17 protein-coding genes are annotated in these 21,604 nt (G+C 28.1%); 2 read left to right on the top strand and 15 right to left on the bottom strand.

What is annotated here, in order from left to right; translation table 11 throughout:
* Window positions 1-27: 27 nt before the first annotated feature.
* The 11 genes from ACRDDE_RS01840 to ACRDDE_RS01790 all read right to left on the bottom strand — a co-directional run bounded on the left by ACRDDE_RS01840 (window position 28) and on the right by ACRDDE_RS01790 (window position 17,432).
* Window positions 28-909 carry an ROK family protein gene (locus ACRDDE_RS01840; protein ID WP_438625140.1) on the bottom strand — a complete coding sequence of 294 codons (882 nt, stop codon included), beginning with the start codon at window positions 907-909 and terminating at the stop codon, window positions 28-30.
* Between the two features lie 164 nt (window positions 910-1,073).
* Complete coding sequence (locus ACRDDE_RS01835) at window positions 1,074-2,447, bottom strand: glycoside hydrolase family 1 protein (RefSeq protein ID WP_438625138.1); 1,374 nt, start codon at window positions 2,445-2,447, stop codon at window positions 1,074-1,076.
* Window positions 2,448-2,631: 184 nt separating this feature from the next.
* Entirely contained in the window at window positions 2,632-3,906 is a 1,275-nt protein-coding gene (locus tag ACRDDE_RS01830) for a glycoside hydrolase family 125 protein (protein WP_438625136.1), read from the bottom strand.
* Window positions 3,907-3,978: 72 nt separating this feature from the next.
* Window positions 3,979-5,439, bottom strand: a complete 1,461-nt coding sequence (locus ACRDDE_RS01825) for an ABC transporter substrate-binding protein (protein WP_085282620.1) — start codon at window positions 5,437-5,439, stop codon at window positions 3,979-3,981.
* A 32-nt stretch (window positions 5,440-5,471) separates the two neighbouring features.
* Window positions 5,472-6,422, bottom strand: coding sequence for a carbohydrate ABC transporter permease (locus tag ACRDDE_RS01820; protein WP_438625135.1), 951 nt, complete (start codon window positions 6,420-6,422; stop codon window positions 5,472-5,474).
* Window positions 6,423-6,444: 22 nt separating this feature from the next.
* Complete coding sequence (locus ACRDDE_RS01815; RefSeq protein ID WP_438625133.1) at window positions 6,445-7,374, bottom strand: ABC transporter permease; 930 nt, start codon at window positions 7,372-7,374, stop codon at window positions 6,445-6,447.
* Window positions 7,375-7,542: 168 nt separating this feature from the next.
* The gene (locus ACRDDE_RS01810; protein WP_438625131.1) at window positions 7,543-9,024 is read right to left on the bottom strand and encodes a response regulator transcription factor; all 1,482 of its coding nucleotides are present in this window, start codon (window positions 9,022-9,024) and stop codon (window positions 7,543-7,545) included.
* Window positions 9,017-10,720 (bottom strand): sensor histidine kinase, encoded by a 1,704-nt coding sequence (locus tag ACRDDE_RS01805; RefSeq protein ID WP_438625130.1) that lies wholly within the window; start codon window positions 10,718-10,720, stop codon window positions 9,017-9,019. Before ACRDDE_RS01805 ends, ACRDDE_RS01810 begins: the two co-directional genes overlap by 8 nt.
* A gap of 24 nt (window positions 10,721-10,744) precedes the next feature.
* Window positions 10,745-11,350 carry a YesL family protein gene (locus tag ACRDDE_RS01800; RefSeq protein ID WP_438625129.1) on the bottom strand — a complete coding sequence of 202 codons (606 nt, stop codon included), beginning with the start codon at window positions 11,348-11,350 and terminating at the stop codon, window positions 10,745-10,747.
* 72 nt (window positions 11,351-11,422) lie between these two features.
* The gene (locus ACRDDE_RS01795) at window positions 11,423-14,128 is read right to left on the bottom strand and encodes an alpha-mannosidase (protein WP_438625127.1); all 2,706 of its coding nucleotides are present in this window, start codon (window positions 14,126-14,128) and stop codon (window positions 11,423-11,425) included.
* 172 nt (window positions 14,129-14,300) lie between these two features.
* Window positions 14,301-17,432 (bottom strand): alpha-mannosidase, encoded by a 3,132-nt coding sequence (locus tag ACRDDE_RS01790; protein ID WP_438625125.1) that lies wholly within the window; start codon window positions 17,430-17,432, stop codon window positions 14,301-14,303.
* 301 nt (window positions 17,433-17,733) lie between these two features.
* On the opposite strand from ACRDDE_RS01790, the gene ACRDDE_RS01785 reads away from it, so the two are divergent.
* Window positions 17,734-18,282 (top strand): hypothetical protein, encoded by a 549-nt coding sequence (locus ACRDDE_RS01785; protein ID WP_438625124.1) that lies wholly within the window; start codon window positions 17,734-17,736, stop codon window positions 18,280-18,282.
* A 32-nt stretch (window positions 18,283-18,314) separates the two neighbouring features.
* On the opposite strand, the gene ACRDDE_RS01780 is transcribed toward ACRDDE_RS01785, so the two are convergent.
* Window positions 18,315-19,109: a MerR family DNA-binding transcriptional regulator gene (locus ACRDDE_RS01780; protein WP_438625123.1), complete on the bottom strand. Its 795-nt coding sequence runs from the start codon at window positions 19,107-19,109 to the stop codon at window positions 18,315-18,317.
* 131 nt (window positions 19,110-19,240) lie between these two features.
* Here ACRDDE_RS01780 and ACRDDE_RS01775 point away from each other — a divergent pair, with 131 nt between their 5' ends.
* Window positions 19,241-19,873: a GNAT family N-acetyltransferase gene (locus tag ACRDDE_RS01775; protein ID WP_438625121.1), complete on the top strand. Its 633-nt coding sequence runs from the start codon at window positions 19,241-19,243 to the stop codon at window positions 19,871-19,873.
* 32 nt (window positions 19,874-19,905) lie between these two features.
* Here the strand turns inward: ACRDDE_RS01775 and ACRDDE_RS01770 are convergent, their stop codons facing one another.
* The 3 genes from ACRDDE_RS01770 to ACRDDE_RS01760 all read right to left on the bottom strand — a co-directional run bounded on the left by ACRDDE_RS01770 (window position 19,906) and on the right by ACRDDE_RS01760 (window position 21,564).
* Window positions 19,906-20,592, bottom strand: a complete 687-nt coding sequence (locus ACRDDE_RS01770; RefSeq protein WP_438625120.1) for an MgtC/SapB family protein — start codon at window positions 20,590-20,592, stop codon at window positions 19,906-19,908.
* Between the two features lie 95 nt (window positions 20,593-20,687).
* Window positions 20,688-21,113 (bottom strand): DUF3021 domain-containing protein, encoded by a 426-nt coding sequence (locus ACRDDE_RS01765; protein ID WP_438625118.1) that lies wholly within the window; start codon window positions 21,111-21,113, stop codon window positions 20,688-20,690.
* 1 nt (window position 21,114) lies between these two features.
* Window positions 21,115-21,564 carry a LytTR family DNA-binding domain-containing protein gene (locus ACRDDE_RS01760; protein WP_438625116.1) on the bottom strand — a complete coding sequence of 150 codons (450 nt, stop codon included), beginning with the start codon at window positions 21,562-21,564 and terminating at the stop codon, window positions 21,115-21,117.
* Window positions 21,565-21,604 lie beyond the last annotated feature (40 nt).

Genomic DNA, 21,604 nt, shown 5'->3' with positions numbered 1-21,604 from the left:
GATCCCCTCCCATTTATAAAATATTTACTAACTATTCAAATATTTATAAAGTGCTCCTATTTTACCTGAGTCATTTTGAAATTTACAAACATCAATATCTACCATATCAAGCACTTCTGGATTTAATAATTCTAAGTTTTTTTTAACATTTTCTATTAGATCTGGTCTAACACTTACCCCTCCTCCAATTAAAATCTTCTCTGGAGCAAAACTGTAAGCAATGTTGTAAATTCCTACAGCTAAACTAAAGTAAAACTCTTCTATTTCCTTTTGAATTTCTAAATCTCCACTTTCAGCTAACTCAAATACTTTTTTCCCATCTAAATTTAATTTTTTTAGTTTATTAACTCTATCAATCAAATTATAGGTAGATCCGACTCTACTAAATGTTTTATAGTTTAAACTTTGAAGTTCGGACTTTCTGTGTTCTAATATATTTATCCCAAACTCTCCAGCCATACCTCTATGTCCTCTATATAGTTGGTTGTTTATAAAAACGCCTCCACCTATTCCAGTTCCTATCGTTATGCATACAAAATTTTTATTATCCATCGCATTCCCTTTATACTTTTCAGCCATAGCAACACAATTAACATCATTATCATATACACATTCAAGTCCTGTGTGTTTCTTTATATACTTATTTAAATACATATCCTGCAAATCAAATACAGAACCCATGAAATGTATATATCCATCATCATCTATTCCTCCAGGTACACTCATAGCAACTCCGTCAATTTCATTTTCTAATTGATAATTTTTTATAATATCAACTAAAAGTTCCAAAGTTTTGCCTTCCCCCTGCTGAGGTGTAGGAACTAAATTAGAATCTAACATTTCACCATCTTTATTCATCAAACTGTATTTAATATTAGTTCCACCTATATCAAAAACAACATACTTCATCCTCAAATCCCCCTCCACAAGAAATAATGTGCTTTTAAATTTTTCCATTTTTATTCTTGAAATGAGTCTTGTTAGCTATCGACGAAACACTTAAAGTGCGTCTTGTGCACTTTGTGTGAAGGAAATAGCTAATTAGACTCATTTCAAACTATTATGGATACAATTTAAAATCCATTATTCTCAATCAATTCTTTAAACCAATAAGCACTCTTCTTAGGAGTTCTTTTATATTCATCATTTATATTAACTTCTACAAATCCATATCTATTTTTATATGAGTTCAACCAAGACCAGTTGTCCATAAATGTCCATAAATGATATCCTCTAACATTACATCCTTCTTCAATAGCCTTATGAAGATATTTTAAGTGATCTTTTATAAACTCTATACGATAGTCATCATTTATTTGTCCATCTATTTTAAACTTTTCTTCACCTTCTACCCCCATGCCATTTTCAGATATATAGAAAGGTATATTATTGTAATTGTCTCTTATATTAATAGCTAAATCATAAATACCTTTTTCATAGATTTCCCATCCTCTGTGAGGGTTAATTTTTTTTCCTGGCATATTATAGAAATCGAAAAAGCTCTCTGGTGTTAGTATATCTCCTTTTGCACTTTCCTTTGCCTTCACTCTCCTAGGTTGATAATAATTAACACCTAATAAATCTACAGTGTTATTTTTTATAATTTCTAAGTCCTCATTTTTATAGATAGGAATTAAATCATGACTCTTTAAAAATTCTACTAACTCCTTAGGAAACTCTCCATGTACAGATGGATCTAAAAACGATCTATTTAATATCAAATCTGCAGTATTAGATGCGTTTAAATCTTCTTTTGAATTGCTTCTAGGATATGAAGGCGTCAAGTTTATTATTATCCCTATTTGCCCTTCTAGATTTAATTTTTTATACTCCATAATAGCTAAAGCACTCGATAGCATTATATGGTATCCAACTTGTACAGCTCTCTTAAAATCCACTACAGCGGGATAGTGATATTCGCCTAGATAACCACACTCTACAGGTACTATCGGTTCATTATGCGTAAACCAATTTTTAACCCTATCTCCAAATAATTCGAAACATATCTTTGCAAAATTTTGATATCTATTTACAACATCACGATTTTCCCATCCTCCTAGTTCTTGTAAATACATAGGCATATCAAAATGGAATAAATTTATAAAAGGTTCTATCTTATTTTCTAAAAGAGTATTAATTACATCATTGTAAAAGTCTACAGCTATTTTATTTGTACTTCCATCTGATTTTATAAGCCTAGACCAACTTATTGAAAATCTAAATGAATTATGTCCTAACTCTTTCATTAATTTTATATCTTCTTTATATTTATAATAAAATTGGCTAGTATTACTTGGCCCTATTTCATTGTGAAATTTCTCTGGCGCTATCTCAAACCAATAGTCCCATATATTTTTTTCTTTTCCTTCAATATCAAATGCACCTTCCATCTGAGTTGCAGAAGAAGCACTCCCCCACCAAAAATCCTTCGGAAATATATAATCCATAGTAGACCTCCATATAAATTCTTTTTCTTTAAAAATAAGTTGTATTTATTTCTAATATACATTCTGTGTAAATGAGGTTATGATAGTTGTTGACGAAACACTTAAAGACCTATTTTCAGGTCTTTGTGTGAAGGAAACAATTATCTTAACCTCATAGCACACTATCTATTAGCAAATCCTACACTTATTTTTTTACTTTTATCCCACAGTAATCTAACACTAACTCGCAAAACATCATATTAGCCCAAGAGAACCAATCTCTAGTAAACATATTTGGGTCATTTGGATTAAACCCTTCATGCATTAAGTAAGTCCCTGCATCAGTATTTTTCATTATTTCTATTAATTCTCTTTTTTTATTTTTATCATCTGTAGTTAATCCTTGCATTGCAAGAGATATATGCCATATATATCCTTCTGGAGTATGTGGACTTCCAACTCCACTAGCATATTTTCCTATATGAAACTCCGAGTTCTCAGTGCTAAGTATAAATTTTCTTGTATTTATGTACCTTTCATCATTTAAATCAGCATAGCCTAAATAAGGCATTGCTAATAAACTTGGTAAATTTGCATCATCCATTAAATTATAATTTCCTAACCCATCAACTTCATAAGCGTAGATTTCTCCACATCTTGGGTGATTATAAACTGCATATTTTTCTATTCCTTCATTTATTTCATTTCTTAACATCTCAGCTTTTTTAGCTAACATATCATCATTTATTATATTTGTCGCTATTTCGTTTATGTAGCCTAATACCACTACCGCAAACATATTAGATGGAACTAAATAACTATATGTACAAGCATCATCACTTGGTCTAAATCCGCACCAAGTCATTCCAGTTTGTTTATGAACTGGTCCTTTTCCGCTTCTTGATAGGGTATCTAGTTGTCTACAATCTAATCTTTCAAATAAATACGGTGACTTTTCTTCGTGATTTTGCTCAACTTTCCATAATTCTATTATTGAGTTTGCAGCCTTTACAAATGTTTCATTAAACTGAGAAGTTCTACCTGTATTTTTATATAATAAGTAACTCAACTGTATAGGAAAGCATAAAGAATCTATTTCATACTTCCTTTCCCAAACTTCTGGTTTCATATCTGTTAAATCACTTTGATGCCCCGCCTTATTTGCACTTTCATTAAATGCATTTGCATACGGGTCTATTAATATATATCTAAATTGTCTTTCTACTAACCCCTCTATCATATCTGCTATTTCTTTATCTTCATTAGCTAAAACTAAATATGGTCTAATTTGGCAAACAGAGTCTCTAAGCCACATAGCTGGTATATCTCCAGTTAGTACATATGTAGTATCATCTTCCATTCTCTTAACAGTAGTATTTATAGTATTTAAGATACACTTTTCAAACATCTCTGCTATTTTTTTATCATCTTTAAATTTTTCCTTCACTGTTATTATTAACTTATCTATTGAACTGTACATAATTTCCTCCCATAATTTACATAAGAGGCTACCATATTGATAGCCTCTTAATATAATTTAAATATAATTTTATTATTTTTTATCTGCCATCCATTTATCATATTGAGCTTGTATGTTTTCCATAACTTTATCTATTCCCGCTGCATCTAACTTTTTATTTAACTCATTTAAATACTTATCTGTATCTACAGATCCTGTAAATAATGGCGATTTAAATTCTTGAACTATGTTTGATATATTAGCTACTTCATTGCTTATCTCTGTAGTATCTACATAGAATCCTAATGTTGGAGAAGCAACTGCTGACTTATTAAACTCTTCATATTGTTCGATTCTATCTTTTGGATCAGTATCAAATGATTTAGTTATAAGTACATTTCCTAAAGCCCAAGATGGCATATTATATCCCTTAGCTTCTTCAGTTTTAGTTATAGTCTTATCTTCATTTGTTTTATAGTGTACTCCCTCTATACCTCTATCTATTAAGTTTCTTAAATACTCATCTGTATTTAATAAGTTTAAGAACTTAAGAGCCTCATCTGGATGTTGAGATGTTGCAGATATTGACATTACAGATCCAGTAACTGAATTATTTATAGTTAAAGGATCATGCATTGGTGTATATCCAATTTCGTACCCTGCATTAGATGACCACATTTCCTTAGCTCCTGGTGCATATTGTTCTTTTCTTACGAACCAGTTTTGAACACTCATCTCATGTGGATCAGTATCTGTTGCAGCTTGAGAATGTATGTATCCTTTTTTATAGAAATCTCTTAGTGTATTTAAAGTTTTCTTTACATCTTCTTGTTCATATAGATTTACAATTTTTTTCGTATCTCCTTCTAAAGATATTGCAAATGGTAAGTTATCACCTAATAATAAGTCATATGGCATGTATGGCATGAAGTTTGCTCCTGCTGCCATTGGCATTTTTAAGTCTGGGTTCTTAGCCTTAACCTTTTCTAATACTGGACCTAAATCTTCGAGAGTTTTAACATTTGACATGTCTACTCCAGCTTTCTTAGCCATTTCAACATTATATGCCCATCCCATTTGTTGTCCAACTTCTTTATTCGCAGGTATTCCATATAATTTTCCGTTTATAGATGCCCCTTCTAAGAATAATGGGTTTATAGCCTCTTTCAATTCTTTAGCATTTTTATCTAACATTTCATCTGTTATTTCTAAGTACGCTCCCTTTTGTGCATTTATTGCATAGTCACTTGCAAATGCTAAATCATATGGCTCCCCTGATGAAGTTATAACTTGCATTTTTTGGCCATAATCTCCCCAGTCTACCATTCTTAAATCTATAGTTACACCTATCTTTTCCTTTGTATATTTATTAACTTCTTCCATAACCTTAGCTTGATCTGGTTGTGGAGTTCCTATCATATACCATACTAATTCTGTGTTTCCATTTGAGTCTTTTGCTGCACCCTTATCATCATTTGAACTACTACATCCTGTAAGAACTGTTGCCCCTAAAGTCGCCGCTAAAAATAGGCTCGATACCTTTTTAAATTTCATATTACTTCCTCCCCAATTTTATTAGTAAGTTATTATTCTTTTACTCCTCCAACTGTTAATCCACTTATAAAGTATTTTTGGAAGAACGGATAGCTACATGCTATTGGCAATGTAGATATAACTACCATAGCCATTCTAACTGATTCTTGTGGTAAATTTTGCATTACTTCTCCACTTAACATTGCATTTTGTCTTATAAACTCTAGGTTTTTCTCTATTTTCATAAGCATATGTTGAAGTGGTATTAAATTTTGATGGTCTATATATAACATGGCGTTAAACCAATCGTTCCAATATGCTAATGTACTAAATAACGCAATAGTTGCGATACCTGGTAATGCCAAAGGTATAACCATTTTTATAAATATTTTAAATTCACTTGCTCCATCTATTCTTGCAGATTCTATTATAGATTCTGGAACAGACCTTTGGAAAAATGTCTTCATAACTATTATGTTAAATGCATTAAATGCTAATGGTAATATTAATGCCCATATAGTATTTTTAAGACCTAATACCTGAGTCATTACTATGTATGAAGGAACCATCCCTCCGCCAAATAACATTGTGAAAAACACTAAAAATGTGAATTGTTTTCTATATTTAAAGTTTTGTCTAGATATTGCATAAGCATAAGTTGATACCATACTTACATTTATTATTGTTCCTACAACAGTTACTACTATAGTAACTAAGTAAGAATGCATTAACTGTTTACCTGATGTAAGTAAATATTTATAAGCATCTAAGCTCCACTCTTTTGGGAATATTGAATATCCATTTTGTAATAATGATTGTTCTGATGTTAAAGATATTATTATTACAAATACAAATGGGAATACACATGCTATAGCCATTATAGCTAGTATAATATTTGAAATTACATTAGTAATTCCTGTAAATCCTTCATTATATGCTTTCTTCTTTTTTTTCCCTAAAAGATTAGGCTTTTTTTCTTGTTCTTTAGATACTAAACTTTCCATGATTGCCTATCTCCTTTCTTTATTAGAATAAACCATATTCTGGATCTACTTTTTTAACTAGTTTATTAGTTGTCATTATCAATATAAATCCAACTGCTGCTTGATATAAACCAGCTGCTGTACTCATACCAATATTACCCATATTCATAAGACCTTTATATATATATGTGTCTATAACATCTGTTACTGGGTATAATACAGCTGAGTTTCTCGGTATATTGTAGAATAATCCGAAATCTGAGTTAAATATCCTACCTATAGCCATTATCGTAAGTATAATCATAAGTGGTACTATTAGAGGTATTGTTATATTCTTTATTTGTTGCCACTTGCTAGCTCCATCTATAGTAGCAGCTTCATAGTATGTTCTATCTATTCCTACTATTGCAGCTAAGTAAACTATACTTCCATATCCTACTCCCTTCCATATATTCATAAAGATTAATATGAAAGGCCAATGTTTCGGTTCACTATACCAAGCTACTGGTTCTACCCCAAATGTAGACAGTATAGAGTTGACCATACCTTTATCTGTACTTAAGAAACTAAATACAAAGTAACTTACAATTACCCAAGATAAGAAATGTGGGAATAACATCCCTGTTTGATATACTTTTGCTAATTTTTTATTAGCTATTTCACTTAATGCTATAGCAACAAATACAGCAAATATAAGTCCTAGCACTATAAACACCAAGTTATACAAAATAGTATTTCGTGTTATACGAAATGCATCTCCACTTGTAAATAAAAATTTAAAGTTATCAAATCCAACCCATTCACTATTTATTAAACTTTGTACAAATCCGCCTGGGTGCATTTTATAATTTTTAAACGCTAATACTGTCCCAAACATAGGCAAGTATGAGAATACTAGTAACCATATAGTTCCTGGTAATACCATAAATAACCAAGCTCTATTTTTCCATAAATCTTTCATGAATTTCTTCATCAGCGTCACCCCTTTTCCTAATTATATTTTATCATTAGGAAAAGCCTTTCTAAAGTTTACTATCTTTAGATTCGCTACACTTTCCTTAGTTTATGTATACGTTTTCCTATTTTTATAAAAATACACTTACTATTGCATAAAAAATGCCTCTTAATTAGAGGCATATCTTTATAAGTTTATTTTTCTCCATTCACTAGGTGTAATTCCAACTATATCTTTAAACTTTCTATAAAAATAATTCTTATTTGCATAACCTACTAGTTCTCCAATCTCTGCAGCTTTTAAACTTGTTTCTACCAGTAAATTTTTTGCTTTGTTAACCCTAAAATTATTCAGATAATCTGAAAACAATATACCTGTTTCTTTTTGAAATAATTGACCTAAATATATAGAATTTATATTATAAGTTTCACTTATTTCCTTTAAGTTTAAGTCTTTGCTATAATTTTTTTCTATGTTTCTTAAGAGTTTTAATATTATAGGGCTTATACTATCATCAGTTTCTTCTAATTTTGACTGTCTATGCTTAATCATATTATTTAACTCAACCTGTATTTGATCTAAGTTAACTGAATTTATAACTTTTTCAAGATATAAATCTAAACCTTTTATAATCTTAGAGTCATTAAAATAATTATATACATTTAAAAATACTTCAATAGACTTTGTTTTAATTTGCTTTACTGTAAGATTCTCATCCTTTTTTAATTTACTAAATATAGATTCAACGTGATTTAAAGATTCTTTATTATCTTTATTTAACAGAAGCTTTTTTAAATGATCGAAATCTATATAATCTATATTCTCAAGGTTATATGACTTTTCTTTGTACTCTCTAATCCAAGATATATTTGGATAAACCAACTTATATTCATGAATATCCTTAGCACTTTGATAACTACAATTTAACTTATCTATTGAGTCAACGTATTTACCTCTACTTATATATATTTGTTCATTCATTATACTACTAAGATTATTTTTTAAATTTCTTAAATCATCCTTATTTACAGATTCTTTATCCATTATAATTAAAATTTGATTTTGAAGATTTACACAATATTGATAATTTAAATTATCAATATGATTTAATATAAGATTGTTTATATTGCCACCTTCTGCAAACTCTAATATTACTACACATAAATTTTTATAATTAAAATTTACACCTTCTAATTTTAATCTATCCAATACACCATCATTATTTTTATTGCATATTAGTTTTAATATGAGATCATTTTTAAATATTTTTGTATCTACTTTTTCTAATTTGATTTTTTCAATTTTTTTCTTAACTTCTTCTATAGTCTGTATCAATTCCTCTTCATCTATAGGTTTAGTTAAATAGTTTTCAGCTCCCATACTAATAGCTTCTTTTGCATATTGAAATTCTTGAAATGCACTTAGTACTATAAACTTAGCATTATGGTTAATTTTTTTCAAATTGCTAATTAGTTCTAGCCCAGTCATTTTCGGCATCATTATATCAGTTATTATTAAATCTACATCCTCATTTTTTATAAAGTTAAATCCATCTTCTCCGTTACTTGAAGTTCCTACTACATCAAATCCATATTCTTCCCAATCTATAATATATTTAAGACCTTCTAAAATAAATGGTTCATCGTCTAATAAATATAACTTATACATTTTTAACTCCATCCTTTAAAATAGGTATTTTAAGTTTAACTATAGTACCTCTATTTTCCTCGCTGTTTATATGTATTCCATATTTATCACCAAACCTAATTTTAAGTCTGCTGTTTATATTCATTAATCCTATTGAACTTTTCTTCTGTAAATTTTGATTTAAGTTTTCCTCAATCACATTCATTCTTTCACTATTTATTCCAATTCCATTATCTTCAACTATAAGTTCTATATCTTCTTTAATTATATTTGCCTTTATAGATATAAAATTATCATTTCTATCTTTTGCCATACCATGATTTATACTGTTTTCTATTACTGGTTGTAATATAAATTTTGGAACTTTAAAATCTAATAGTTCTTCATCAATATATACTTTATAATCAATTATTCCTTTATATCTTGTACAACATAAATTTAAATACATTTCACAGTAATTAATCATTTCTGACAATTTAACATCTGAAGCATTATTATATGTAGAGTACTTAAACATACTAGCTAAATTATATATCATATTCGCAACTTCTTTATTTTTACTTGCTAAAGCACACATCCTAATAACCTCTAATGTATTGTATAAAAAGTGTGGTTTTATTTGAGCTTGAAGTGCATTTAATTCCGCTTCTTTTTGCTTTACTTCAGACTTATATGTTTTCTCTATATTTTCTTGCAAACTCTCACACATTCTATCAATTTCAATTGCAATCATATCTAGTTCATCTTCTTCTTTTTTAACATTAAATCGTACACTTAAATCTCCTCTTTTTATATTTTCTATTCCTTGCATCATATTGCTTAATTTATCAGAGAAATTTTTTATTACAAGGTACGTAATGAGAAGTATTAGTGCAATACATAACAATGAAATTAAGGATATTTTAAAAATCATGCTTCCAATTCCTAAATCTTCATTTTTTATTACGCTAATATATTTATACTTGGTTTGTACATCTTGTTTTACACTTGCGACTTTACTATTCTTATCTAAATATTTTTCTTCAACTTGATCTACTTTCCATATACTTTTTTCCCTATAAGAATCTAGTATTATATCATTAGAATTATCTGCTATTAAAAGCCTACCTTTTAAATTCGACCCATCAATTAAGTTATTTATATTTGTTAAATCAAAATATATATCAACATACCCTATTACATAAGTAGAATCTATATTTTTTATAGGCTTAGTTATTTTCCTAATATATTTGCTTTTTAACTTATTTTTCACCTTATACCAATCACTGTGTTTAAAAACAAGCTCGCTTACATATTCTTTGTTTTTATCATTTATTATAATAGCTAACGCATCACTTCTACCTGATAATATAGTTTTTACTACATAGTCTAAGTCTGCTTCTTTTACATTTGTGCTTGAAAATTTATCTAATTTGTAGCTTATATAATCTTCATACGTTGAGTTTATTAACATCTGAATTTCATCAGTAATTTTTTTTTGTGTATTTATTCCATTTATAAGAGAGGTACTTACTATATCTTGTTCTTCGAATCTTTTTTCTATATTAAATATCATCTCTGAATGTATATTTAACTCGTTTTGTAGCTCACTCTCTAAATAATACTTTAAAAATATATTAGATAGTAAACAAATAGATACAATGGTTATTGCTGAATATATAAGTAGCATCTTGCTAAATAGGTTTTTAGATGTGTATAAATTATATAGTTTTTTCAAGTTACCCCTCTCCCCATGTAAATTTTATGCCCTTTGAAGCTTTAAAAACTTTTTATATAAAATATTCATCACCCAATACCCGGGTACAACTACGGCAAAGTATATTAATAATCCAGGACTACTTTTTACAAAGTATGCAAGTAGTGCTATTCCAATTAATATTAAAATAGTCTCTTTAGGACTTCCCATTGATAACATAAATGAATTTTTTATATAATCCTTAGTCGATAATTCAAAGTGCACATAAGTTGGGAAAAAGTATATAAATGCAATAACAGAAAAAAATAAAGTTGCATTTACTAATATGTAAATTACAGTTGCATATATAGCATCTATTTGGTATAAAATCCACAAATCAAATGCTAAAAATAAAAATATACCTAAAAATATAGCTCCACACTTATTAGAGTTTAAAAACTCCTTTTTATAAGCTCCTTTAAATGACTCAAAAATATTAATGTCTATATCCCCTTGAACCCATTTTCTTAAAACATAAAAAGTTGCAACAGTTGATGGCATTATTCCTAATACAACCCCTCCAAGTAAAGTTCCTACAGACCAAAAAAGATTTAGTACTGCAAACTTCCATATCCAACTGCAAAAATTAAATATAACAGATTCCATTTTCATAACATATCACCTCAATATTAATATTTAAAAAAATAAAAAGGTCATCCAATCAGATAACCTTTTTACGTTAATTTACTTCCCTATGCTTACAGTTACTATTTCTGATTGTCTTAAGTGGATTTTATTTTCTGTAATTTTTTGGATTTTATCTTCTAATATATTCGCTCTATACTTATCCCCTAATAAACTACAACTACTTAAATTCAAAATAGTTTCTTCTTTATTTAAATTGTATACTCTTAATATATTATTTCCATTTTTACATTCCCTTTTTAATGTTGACCACATTATACCATACCCCTCTATATTTAGTAAACCGTTTGCACAAGGTATTTCTCCACTTTGTATAGACATTCGTTTAGAAATTATAGGTATTTGGAATAAATGAGCTTCCTTATAAGAATCAAATACTTCTTTACCATGAGGTATTATTTCAAACTCTACTTTATGATTTCCTAAACACTGAGCTTCTGGAGTTTCAAAAACTCCCCAATCACCTAATTCCCTAACACTTCTTAATAATGTAACTGCAATTGTGTTTCTACCATTATTCAAAATTTCATATTCATTTAAACCTTTATTTGCAATTGTAAGTCCATAGTTATCGTCATGTATATTTACAAATGTGTGTTGGTGTTGGCAATTACATGGATTTTCCCAAGATGTATCTGGAATATTATTTCTCTTTGCTACTTCAAATATTGATTCTGCATAATGAACATTACTTTCTACATCTGTATTAAATAACATCCTCATTCTATGATCTTTACAGATATTATTAAATTCAGATTCAACCTTTAGACCCTTAGCACTTTTTTCTAAAGTTAAGGTAGTTTTTATTTTCATCTGTACCGTTTCATCAACTCTTTGTGCCTTTCTATACTTAAATTCTAATACTTCTTCAATTTCTTTATCTAACAAGTAATCTGCACTTTTTGGAATATCCCACTTGTGAATAACTTCTACAACAGCTTTATATGGTAAATCTTCTTTTATATTTATCTTAGCTTTTATTCCCTTAGTAGTTAATGGTGTTTCACCCTCTGGCATTTTATAAATATATTCATTACCTATATCACCTGTATTTTCATATATACATAAATCTTTGAAAACTTTATTAGTATTTTTATCTAATAAATTGATACTTCCATTTTCATTCATTTCAACTCTTATATTTTCATTTTCTAATATATTTTCATTTATTAATCTATTGATACTATTTTCAATGCTATTTGAATCATCTTCTACTAAAGCATATGTATCCCATCCAAAAGACTTAATATAATCAGTTTCAATCTCAACACTTACTAACCTTGAATAATAAGGTTGTCTAAATTTATCATCTGGTAAATCATATCCAAATTTTATTCCTAAATCAGTTATATTTGAATCTATTTTATTTCCATTTATATCAACCACTTTAAACTTAGGAAGCTTTATGGTTCTCATTTCTTTTGCTATTTCATTTGGATGACCTTCTTTAAAATACTTTCTTACTATATCAACCTCAACTTTAACTAATCCTTTTCTATCATACCCTGATGTATTTAAAACTAAGAATGGATATACATTTTCTCCTAATTCTTTAAATTTCAATGTATTTATTTGACTAGATATATAAGTTAAACTTTCATTTACAATGTACTTAGCAACGTCCTTAGCTTTATCAAATCTAGCCACCATTTCTCTATGGACTTCATCTACACTGCACCCACAAATACTATCATGAGGATGATTCTTCATTAAAGATTTCCATCCATACTCAAATAAATGATGAGGGTATTCAAAACCATATTGGCTAGCCATAGTTGCTATCGGTTCAGCTACTTTTTCAAATAAAGTCTGGCAAAGTTGGTTCCATTGCTTTATGTAAACTCTCGATGAAGCTGTATTCGCAAGTGTATACCATCCATCAGTTTGCTGACTTCTTAATTCTCCCTTTATAATTTGTAAATCCTTATCTATATTACTTTTTAAATCATTTACATAATCTTCAAAGTTAGAGTGTATAAAATCTATATCACTATATATGTTCTTAGCAATTTTTATCGCTTCTGATAAATCAGTTTGAATAGGTTGATGATCACATCCATTTAAAAATAACAAATGATTTGTTGATGCAAATTTTCCAGCATCATCTATTCTCTTACTCCAATAATTTTTAGCTTCTTTTTCATCAGTAGGTATTTCCATACCATTACAATACCAGTTAGCAAATAGTATCCCTAACACCTTTGATCCATCTGGACTTTCCCAATACATTTCAGAATATGGAGACTCAAATTTATCATCAGAACTTACTTCATTGTTAAAGCCAGTTGGTTTGACTCCTCTTCCAAAAGCTGCAGCATCTATTCCTGCTTGCTTTAGTATTTGAGGGGCTTGCCCCATATTCCCGAAAGAATCTGGAAAGTACCCTATTTTACATGCTTTAACTCCATAATTACTTGCATCTTTATGACCATATTGTAAATTTCTAACATTTGATTCGCTACTTGTTAAAAACTCATCTTGAAGAACATACCAAGGTCCAATTTTAAGTCTTCCTTCTTTAATAACTTTTTCTAAAAGTTCTTTTCTATCAGGTCTAACTTCCAAATAATCTTCTAGTAAAACTGTTTGTCCATCTAAATGATAATATTTAAATTCTGGATCTTTCTCAAATGTATCAAGTAAAGTATCCATAGTTTTTATAAGCATCATATGATGTGTTTCATATGGTAAATACCACTCTCTATCCCAATGAGTATGAGATATTATATGTGCAGTTTTTTTCATAAAAAAATCCCCCAATACTAATTCTCTCCACCACCAAAGTGTTGAAGTCCTATTATTATAAGGCAAAGTGGTATAAATAGTTGTTTTCGAAACACTTAAAGCACATGCTCTTAGTGCTTTGTGTGAAGAACCCAACTGTTTATACCACAAGCCTGCCCCTAAGGGACTTATATTACTTCATTTTTATCATAAGTGTTTTAATTTCATATGGATTTACAACAACATTTATAGAGTTTTCATTTCTTAAATTTTCTATTGGTTTTTCCATTAAGTTTGTCTCCATCCATCCAGTAATTTCATAATCACTATCTATACTTACATTCTGTCTACTTCCTGAATATTCATGGAAACGTATTATTATCATATCTTCATCTTCAGCTTTTTTTATAGCATCAACTAATATGTTTGCATCATTAAATTTAAATAATTGCTTTTTAACTTCGCTCTTTAACATTCCTTTTATAGCTCTTAAAGGCTGATTAAGTTCGTATGCATGCTTTACTGTGTTTCCATCTATAAAATCTCCACTATGAGGTAATAGTGAATAAGTAAAGTTTTGTTCTCCTTGATCTTGTACTGGATCAGGGTGTGTAGCTGATTTTAACAATGTCAATTTCATTACATTATCTTTTATGTCATGCCCATATTTACAATTATTTAATAAACTTACCCCATAATTTCTTTCAGATAAATCAACCCATTGTTGTGCAACACTTTCAAATCTAGCTCTATCCCAGCTAGTATTCCAGTGAGTTGGTCTTTTTACATTTCCAAATTGAACATCGTATGTAGCCATAGTGCTTCTTATATCTACTACAAATGCCACCTTAAGTAATTGCTTTTTCTCTCTCCAATCAACATTTGTTTCAAAATCTATTCTACTACTATTAGCGTATACTATCATGTCTTGGCTTATTGTTGTGTTCATATACTTATATTTAAATCTTATAACAGCTTTTAGATTTCCAACTTCTATTAACTCAATACTTTGTAAATCTTTTACTTCTCTTACTTTCTCTTGGTAGAATATATCAATATCCCATGCTTCATGTGCCATAGGCTTGTCTTCAAACATTTGAAGAATATTTCCTCTTTCACCCTTAGCCAATACTTCTCTTTTGTTTTCTTTATCATATATAGATATTAATTGTCCATATTCATTCCACTTTATTTCGGATTTAGGCGTTGAAATTTTACCATCACAGTATTCAAATACTGAGTTATTTTCATTTTTAATCTCATTTACTTTTAATATTATTCTTTTATATCCTAGTGCTGGAATATCTTTAATTTCTACTGTATATTCTTCTTTATTTCTCTGATATTTTAGTTTATTTCCATCTTCATCATAAAAACTTCCATCTTCATCACATTTTATATCTATAGATTCAGTCCTATCCCAGTTAGAGTTGTTTACTATTGTCCAAGTATGTTCATCTTTATTTATATATATATCTTCAAGTTTATTTTGTATATCTAACGCGATATCTTCTGCTTCTTTATACTCTTGTTTTGCATCTTCATAAACTTCCGTTATAGATGAACCAGGTATTATGTCATGGAATTGGTTTCTAAGTATAGTCTTCCATCCTTTAGTTATTTCATTATTAGCATATAATGACCAATCATTGTTAGTTAAGCAAGCTAAAGTTGATAACCACTCTGTTTCTCTATATAAAAGTTCTAGTTTTCTATTCATCAGTTTAGTGTATGCCTGACTTGTATATGTACCTCTATGATATTCTAAGTATAACTCTCCATCCCATGTATGAACATATTCATCAGTTTTTTCTACCTTTTCTTTTAAACATCTAAAGTATTCACTAGCTTTTCCAGTCTTTACATTAGGTAATCCTGGCATTTTATCTAATCTTTTTCTATACTCTAACATTTCACGGTTTACTCCACCGCCACCGTCTCCAAAACCATAAGATACTAATAAATCATTAGTTATTCCTTTATCTGTATATGCATCCCATACCCCTTTTACTGTTTTAGGTGTAAGTCTTCCATTGTATGTATAGAACCAAGATCCAGGTTGACTCCATGGTTCTGGAGTTGTTATAAAGTGAGTTAGTATTTCTGAACCATCTATTCCTCTCCACTTAAACGTATCATGTGGCATTCTATTATATTGATTCCAACTTATCTTAGTTGTCATAAACATATCTATACCAGATTTTTTTAATATTTGAGGTAACGCCCATGAGTATCCAAAAACATCTGGTAACCATAAATATTCAACATCTTTATTAAATTCTTCTTTTATAAACCTTGACCCTACTAAAATTTGTCTTACTAAAGATTCTCCTGATGGTATGTTACAATCTGCTTCTAACCACATTCCACCATCAACTTCCCAGTTACCATCTTTAACCTTTTGTTTTATAGCTTCATATAATTCTGGATAATCATTTTTTACATATTCATATAGTTGAGGCTGTGTTTGTAAAAATATGTACTCAGGATATCTTTCCATTAATCTTAATACTGTTGAAAATGATCTTGCACATTTCTCTCTAGTGTGTTTTAATCTCCAAAGCCAAGCAACATCTATATGAGTGTGTCCAATACAAGTTACATTAACTACTGAATGTTTATCAATTTTATCTATTTCTTTATTTAAGTAATCTGATGCTTCATGTAGTGAATTATAAAAATCTTCATTACCTGGATACGCCCAATCAATTAATTTAAATGCATTATTTAGTATTTTTATTAAGTGAACTTTATCTGGAGAATACTCGTCTAACTCTCCTATCGTTTCTAAAATTACACTTGCATTGTAGAATAAATCATCTACTTTTTCATCTAACCACGCTAATTGAGCTCTATTTATACGATGCTCTTGTTCTCTTGGAATTCCTCCTCCTTCTAGCCCAGTCCATAGTCTAAATATTAATTCCACGCTAGTTCCATTAATATCTTTCGGTAAAAATACTTCTTTGTGATTGCTATCAACCCCTTGGTAAGGCTTATTATTTAGATAAAATAACGATTCAAATCCAGAGTTGTTTCCAGCTCCAGTTTCTCCAAAATCAAATATACCAACAACAGTTTTATTCTCCCAGTTTGATGGTATATCAACTTCCTTTTGCATCCAAAGGTATAAATCTCTTCCTTTCCATGTCTCCCCAATTTTTATAACTCCATCATACTCAGTTGGAATATTAGGCGCTATATCTCTGTCCCCATTTAACTTCGTGTTAAAATATTCAAGTTCTACTTTATCTCTATATCTATAATCATCTAGTTCATGTATTCTATTTCTAAGTTTATCTATTGTATAAAACATATCTTTCATGTTTTTTCTCCCCCTTCGCTAATATAGTCTCATTATATTTAGAAACGTTTTCACTGTCAATTTGATATAAACATCTATATTTACTTAGTATAGCTTTTATAATATAAGTGTAGTTTTAGCTTATTTTTTGTTAATTAGTTCTTTATTTTTATCAATTGTAAGAAGTGTACAAACTTAAGTTTATATTCATTATTCTTATATAAAATTAATATACAGCCCTACTTTGAAAACATTTTCTTAAATTATTCTATTTTATATAATATAATTAACTTAAATTAATTAGTCATTATGGAGGTTTAACATGAAAAAACTTGAAGATATTAAGCTATTTAGAGATTTAGAAGAAGCTTCTTTAAAATATAGAGATTTAGAATTTAAAAACAAAAATACAGAAATTGAATATAACACTCAGTTACAAAATCTTTTAATTAGTTATAAATCACAACTACCTCAAATAAAAAATAGATACGATTTTATATCAAAACAAGTTAAAGATCAATCTAATTACTACTCTTCTAAAAATGTTTATAATACTATAATTAGTTTGAACAACTTAGTTAGCTCTAAATGTGATTATATAAAAAATTACGATTTAGATAGAGAATATACATGTGTGCATGCAGTAATAGGGTCAACTGTAGATGAGCTTTCTTTAATTAATAACTCTATAAAGAATAAAGATTTTTTAAAAGATAAGCATACTTACTTATACATATATGAAAAAATATCAATAAATAGCTTTATGAACTTTTTAGCTTTAAAAGATATGTCTATAAATAAAAACTTAATAGATGCTTTATCTCAATTAGTCCTTGCTCAAATTCAGTCAGTAGCTCTTGTATCTTTATAAAACAAAAAGGTTGTAAAACTTTTACAACCTTTTTATATAAGTATCTGAATTTGACAACTATATGTTTTAGTATTAAAAAAATCATTAAATAACTCAACTTCAATAAATTTTTTTATTTCTAAATTATTTTCTTTTATATATTTTACAATTTTATTTATACATTCTTCCTCATTTTCTTTTGTATATGCTAAGGTCAAATAATCTCCTTTAGGCAATAAATCTATATGCTTATCTATTTTGGTATTTTCATCTTTGATTATTTCATTAAATACATAAAATGGTTCTACTTCTCCCTCAGAATTAAAATCATATCCAATTCCTCTTTCTATAGATATACTTAAATTTTTATTTTTAATAATTTTTTCTAATTCTGAGTACGGAATAAGTTCTTTTAAACCTCCTACTTCCTTGCACGGTGCTACTACTATATATCGATCATCAAAATGTTTAATCCTGATTTCCCCATCTTTTATTAATACTTTTGAGTATTCAACACTATTATTTAAACTATCAATATTAGCTATTATTTCTTTCATTTTTGTGATATTTTCTTCAGCTTCTTCCCTTTTTACATGTAAAAATGTTAAAAGCTTTTCTGTTTCACAATCCTTAAAAATTTCTTGAAGCTCAACTATACTAGTTCCTAATGCTCTACATCCCTTTATTATATCAATATGTATGAATTGATCTATCGAGTAATATCTATATCCTGTATTATCATCTATATATTTAGGAATTAAAATTCCAACTTTATGATAATACCTTAATGCTTTTACAGTTATTTTTTTTATTTTTGAAACCTCTCCTATAGAGTATAAATTTTTCATAAATTTTCATCCCCTAATTTTAAATTTTTCAAATTGACTCTCCCTTTAGGGTATACATTACTATCATTATAAGGTATTTTCAACAGAAATTTCACTTTTAATTTATTAGTTAGAAAGGACAGTGTGTTTATATGAAAAATGTAGTTTATAGAGATTTAGAGAAAAAAGATTATAATCGTATTAAAGAATTGATTAATAATGCATTTGGGTTTAGCGATTTTATAAAAAATAGTAATTTATTAGAATCTATATTAAATATTTACTTGCAGGGATGTCTTTTAGATAGTTCATTTAGTAAGGTTGCTGTAAAAGATAATGTTGTTATTGGACTAATATTAGGAAATGCAAAAAATGATAAAAAACATTTAAGAAAATTTTCTAATATTTTAAGTTGGGTTTCTAGTGGTGTAAAATTAGCTTTTTCTAGTAAAGAAAATAAAAATGCTATAAAGGAATTTTCTAAAGTATCACAAACTTATAAAGAAATTATCAAAGGAAAGGAAGATGACTTCCAAGGTTGCATTCAATTATTTATTGTGTCTGAAGAGTCTAGAGGCCTTGGAGTTGGAAAAACATTAATTAAATATCTATCTAATTATATGATTGATATGAAAGTTAACAGTATCTATTTATATACGGATACTAGATGTAACTATGGATTTTACGATAGTCAAAATTTTAATCGTCTAAATGAAAAAGAAATTTATTTTGATACAATTCCATCTAGTCTAAATATTTTTTTATATGGATATAAGTTCAACTAAATATAGGAGGTACCTTTTGGTACACTCCTAATTTAAAAATTATCAATTTTACTTACCTTTAATATACTTTCATTTTCTGATAGTAAACTTATCAAATCATTTGTACATATAAGCTTTAAGTCTTTTAATGTATATATAACATTAAATTCATCTACAAACTCTATAGATTCAATTTGTAACTGTAAATCTTCAATTGAATTTTTTAATTCTTTTATAGCTTCGGTTTTAGATTTGTATTTTATAATAAGTTTTATCTTTGTAGATTTATTTATATACTTACCTTCTATTTTCTTTAAAACTACAAGGACTATTATTGTACTAATACCACCTAAAATACTTACTTCATAAAACCCCATTCCTGTAGCTATTCCAATACATGCAACTGTCCAAATAGAAGCTGCTGTAGTTAGGCCTTTAACAGAACCTTTAGTTTTTATTATAGTTCCAGCTCCTAAAAAACCTATTCCAGAAACTACTTGTCCAATAAATCTTCCATCATTCACTTTTACTATTCCTGAAAGTGCTGTCTCACTTGTTACTTGGCTTAGTGCTAAACTCGCTAACTCTACTTGTATTAATGCAGCTATTGTTGCTCCTAAACAAACTAATGCATGAGTTCTAAATCCTGCCGATACATTTTCTCGTTCTCTATTAAAACCAATTATACCACCTATAAAAATAGATAGTAAAATTCTTATAACTATATCTTGTATTTTCATAAGATTACTCCTACTTATAAATCTTTTTTAGTAAGATATATACCCTATATAAATTAAATTTACCAAGATATAAGTTAAATGCAAATTTTTAATATCTACTTATTTAATTTTCCTAGTTTTTTGTTAATACTTCTTACTCTATGACTAAATATATTCCATACTACAACATAAAAAACTATAAATAGCAAAATAAATGAAGCTATGCCAAAAAAGTTTTTAGGCATCCACCCTGTTAAATATGCAATTGGAAAATATACAATTGTAATAAGTATTAAATTTGTAGAAGTCTGTTTTAATAAACTCCATTCTTCTATAGAATATACAACACTTAGCCCTGTACAATAAAATCCAATAAATGCTGAAGCTAAAAATTGCGTAAAAAATTGTTCTCTTGTTGTTTCAAAACTACTTATATCGTTAGTTAATAAAATCATAAAAAATACTAATTGACCTATGAACACACCTACTGGTACTCCCTGGAAAATCCCTCTATGTATAAATGTTTTTATATATTTACTCATTTTAAAAACCTCCATTTTTTAAATAATCTTTTATTTTTGATATGTATCTTCTAGATATACTTTCCTTTTTACCATTTATAAAATTAATAGTTAAATTTCCACTAAAACTCATGTCTATGTTTTTAACTTTTTTAAAATTTACAATAGAAAATTTCGAAACTCTAATAAATGATGTATTTTTAAAATTCTCTTCTATTTCATATAGCCTTTCATCTACCTCGTATCTAAAATCTTCAGTTTCAACAAATACTTTTTGATTTTCACTATAGAAAAAATATATATCTTTTACATCTACTATATATATCTTTTTATCTGACTTACCTAAAATATATTTATTTTTTGTAGTTTTTAGTCTTTCTAAAATTTCTATAGTCTCATCATTCATTTCATTTGACCTTAGTATAACTTGAATTTCTTCATACCTTTTGTCTATGTCTATGTCTATTTTCATATCCTCGCCCCCCCTATCTGAGTTTAATTATACATCATCA

The sequence above is a fragment of the Paraclostridium sp. genome (genome assembly GCF_051656405.1).
GTDB lineage: Bacteria > Bacillota > Clostridia > Peptostreptococcales > Peptostreptococcaceae > Paraclostridium.
This window is presented reverse-complemented; position numbering and strand designations above follow the sequence as displayed.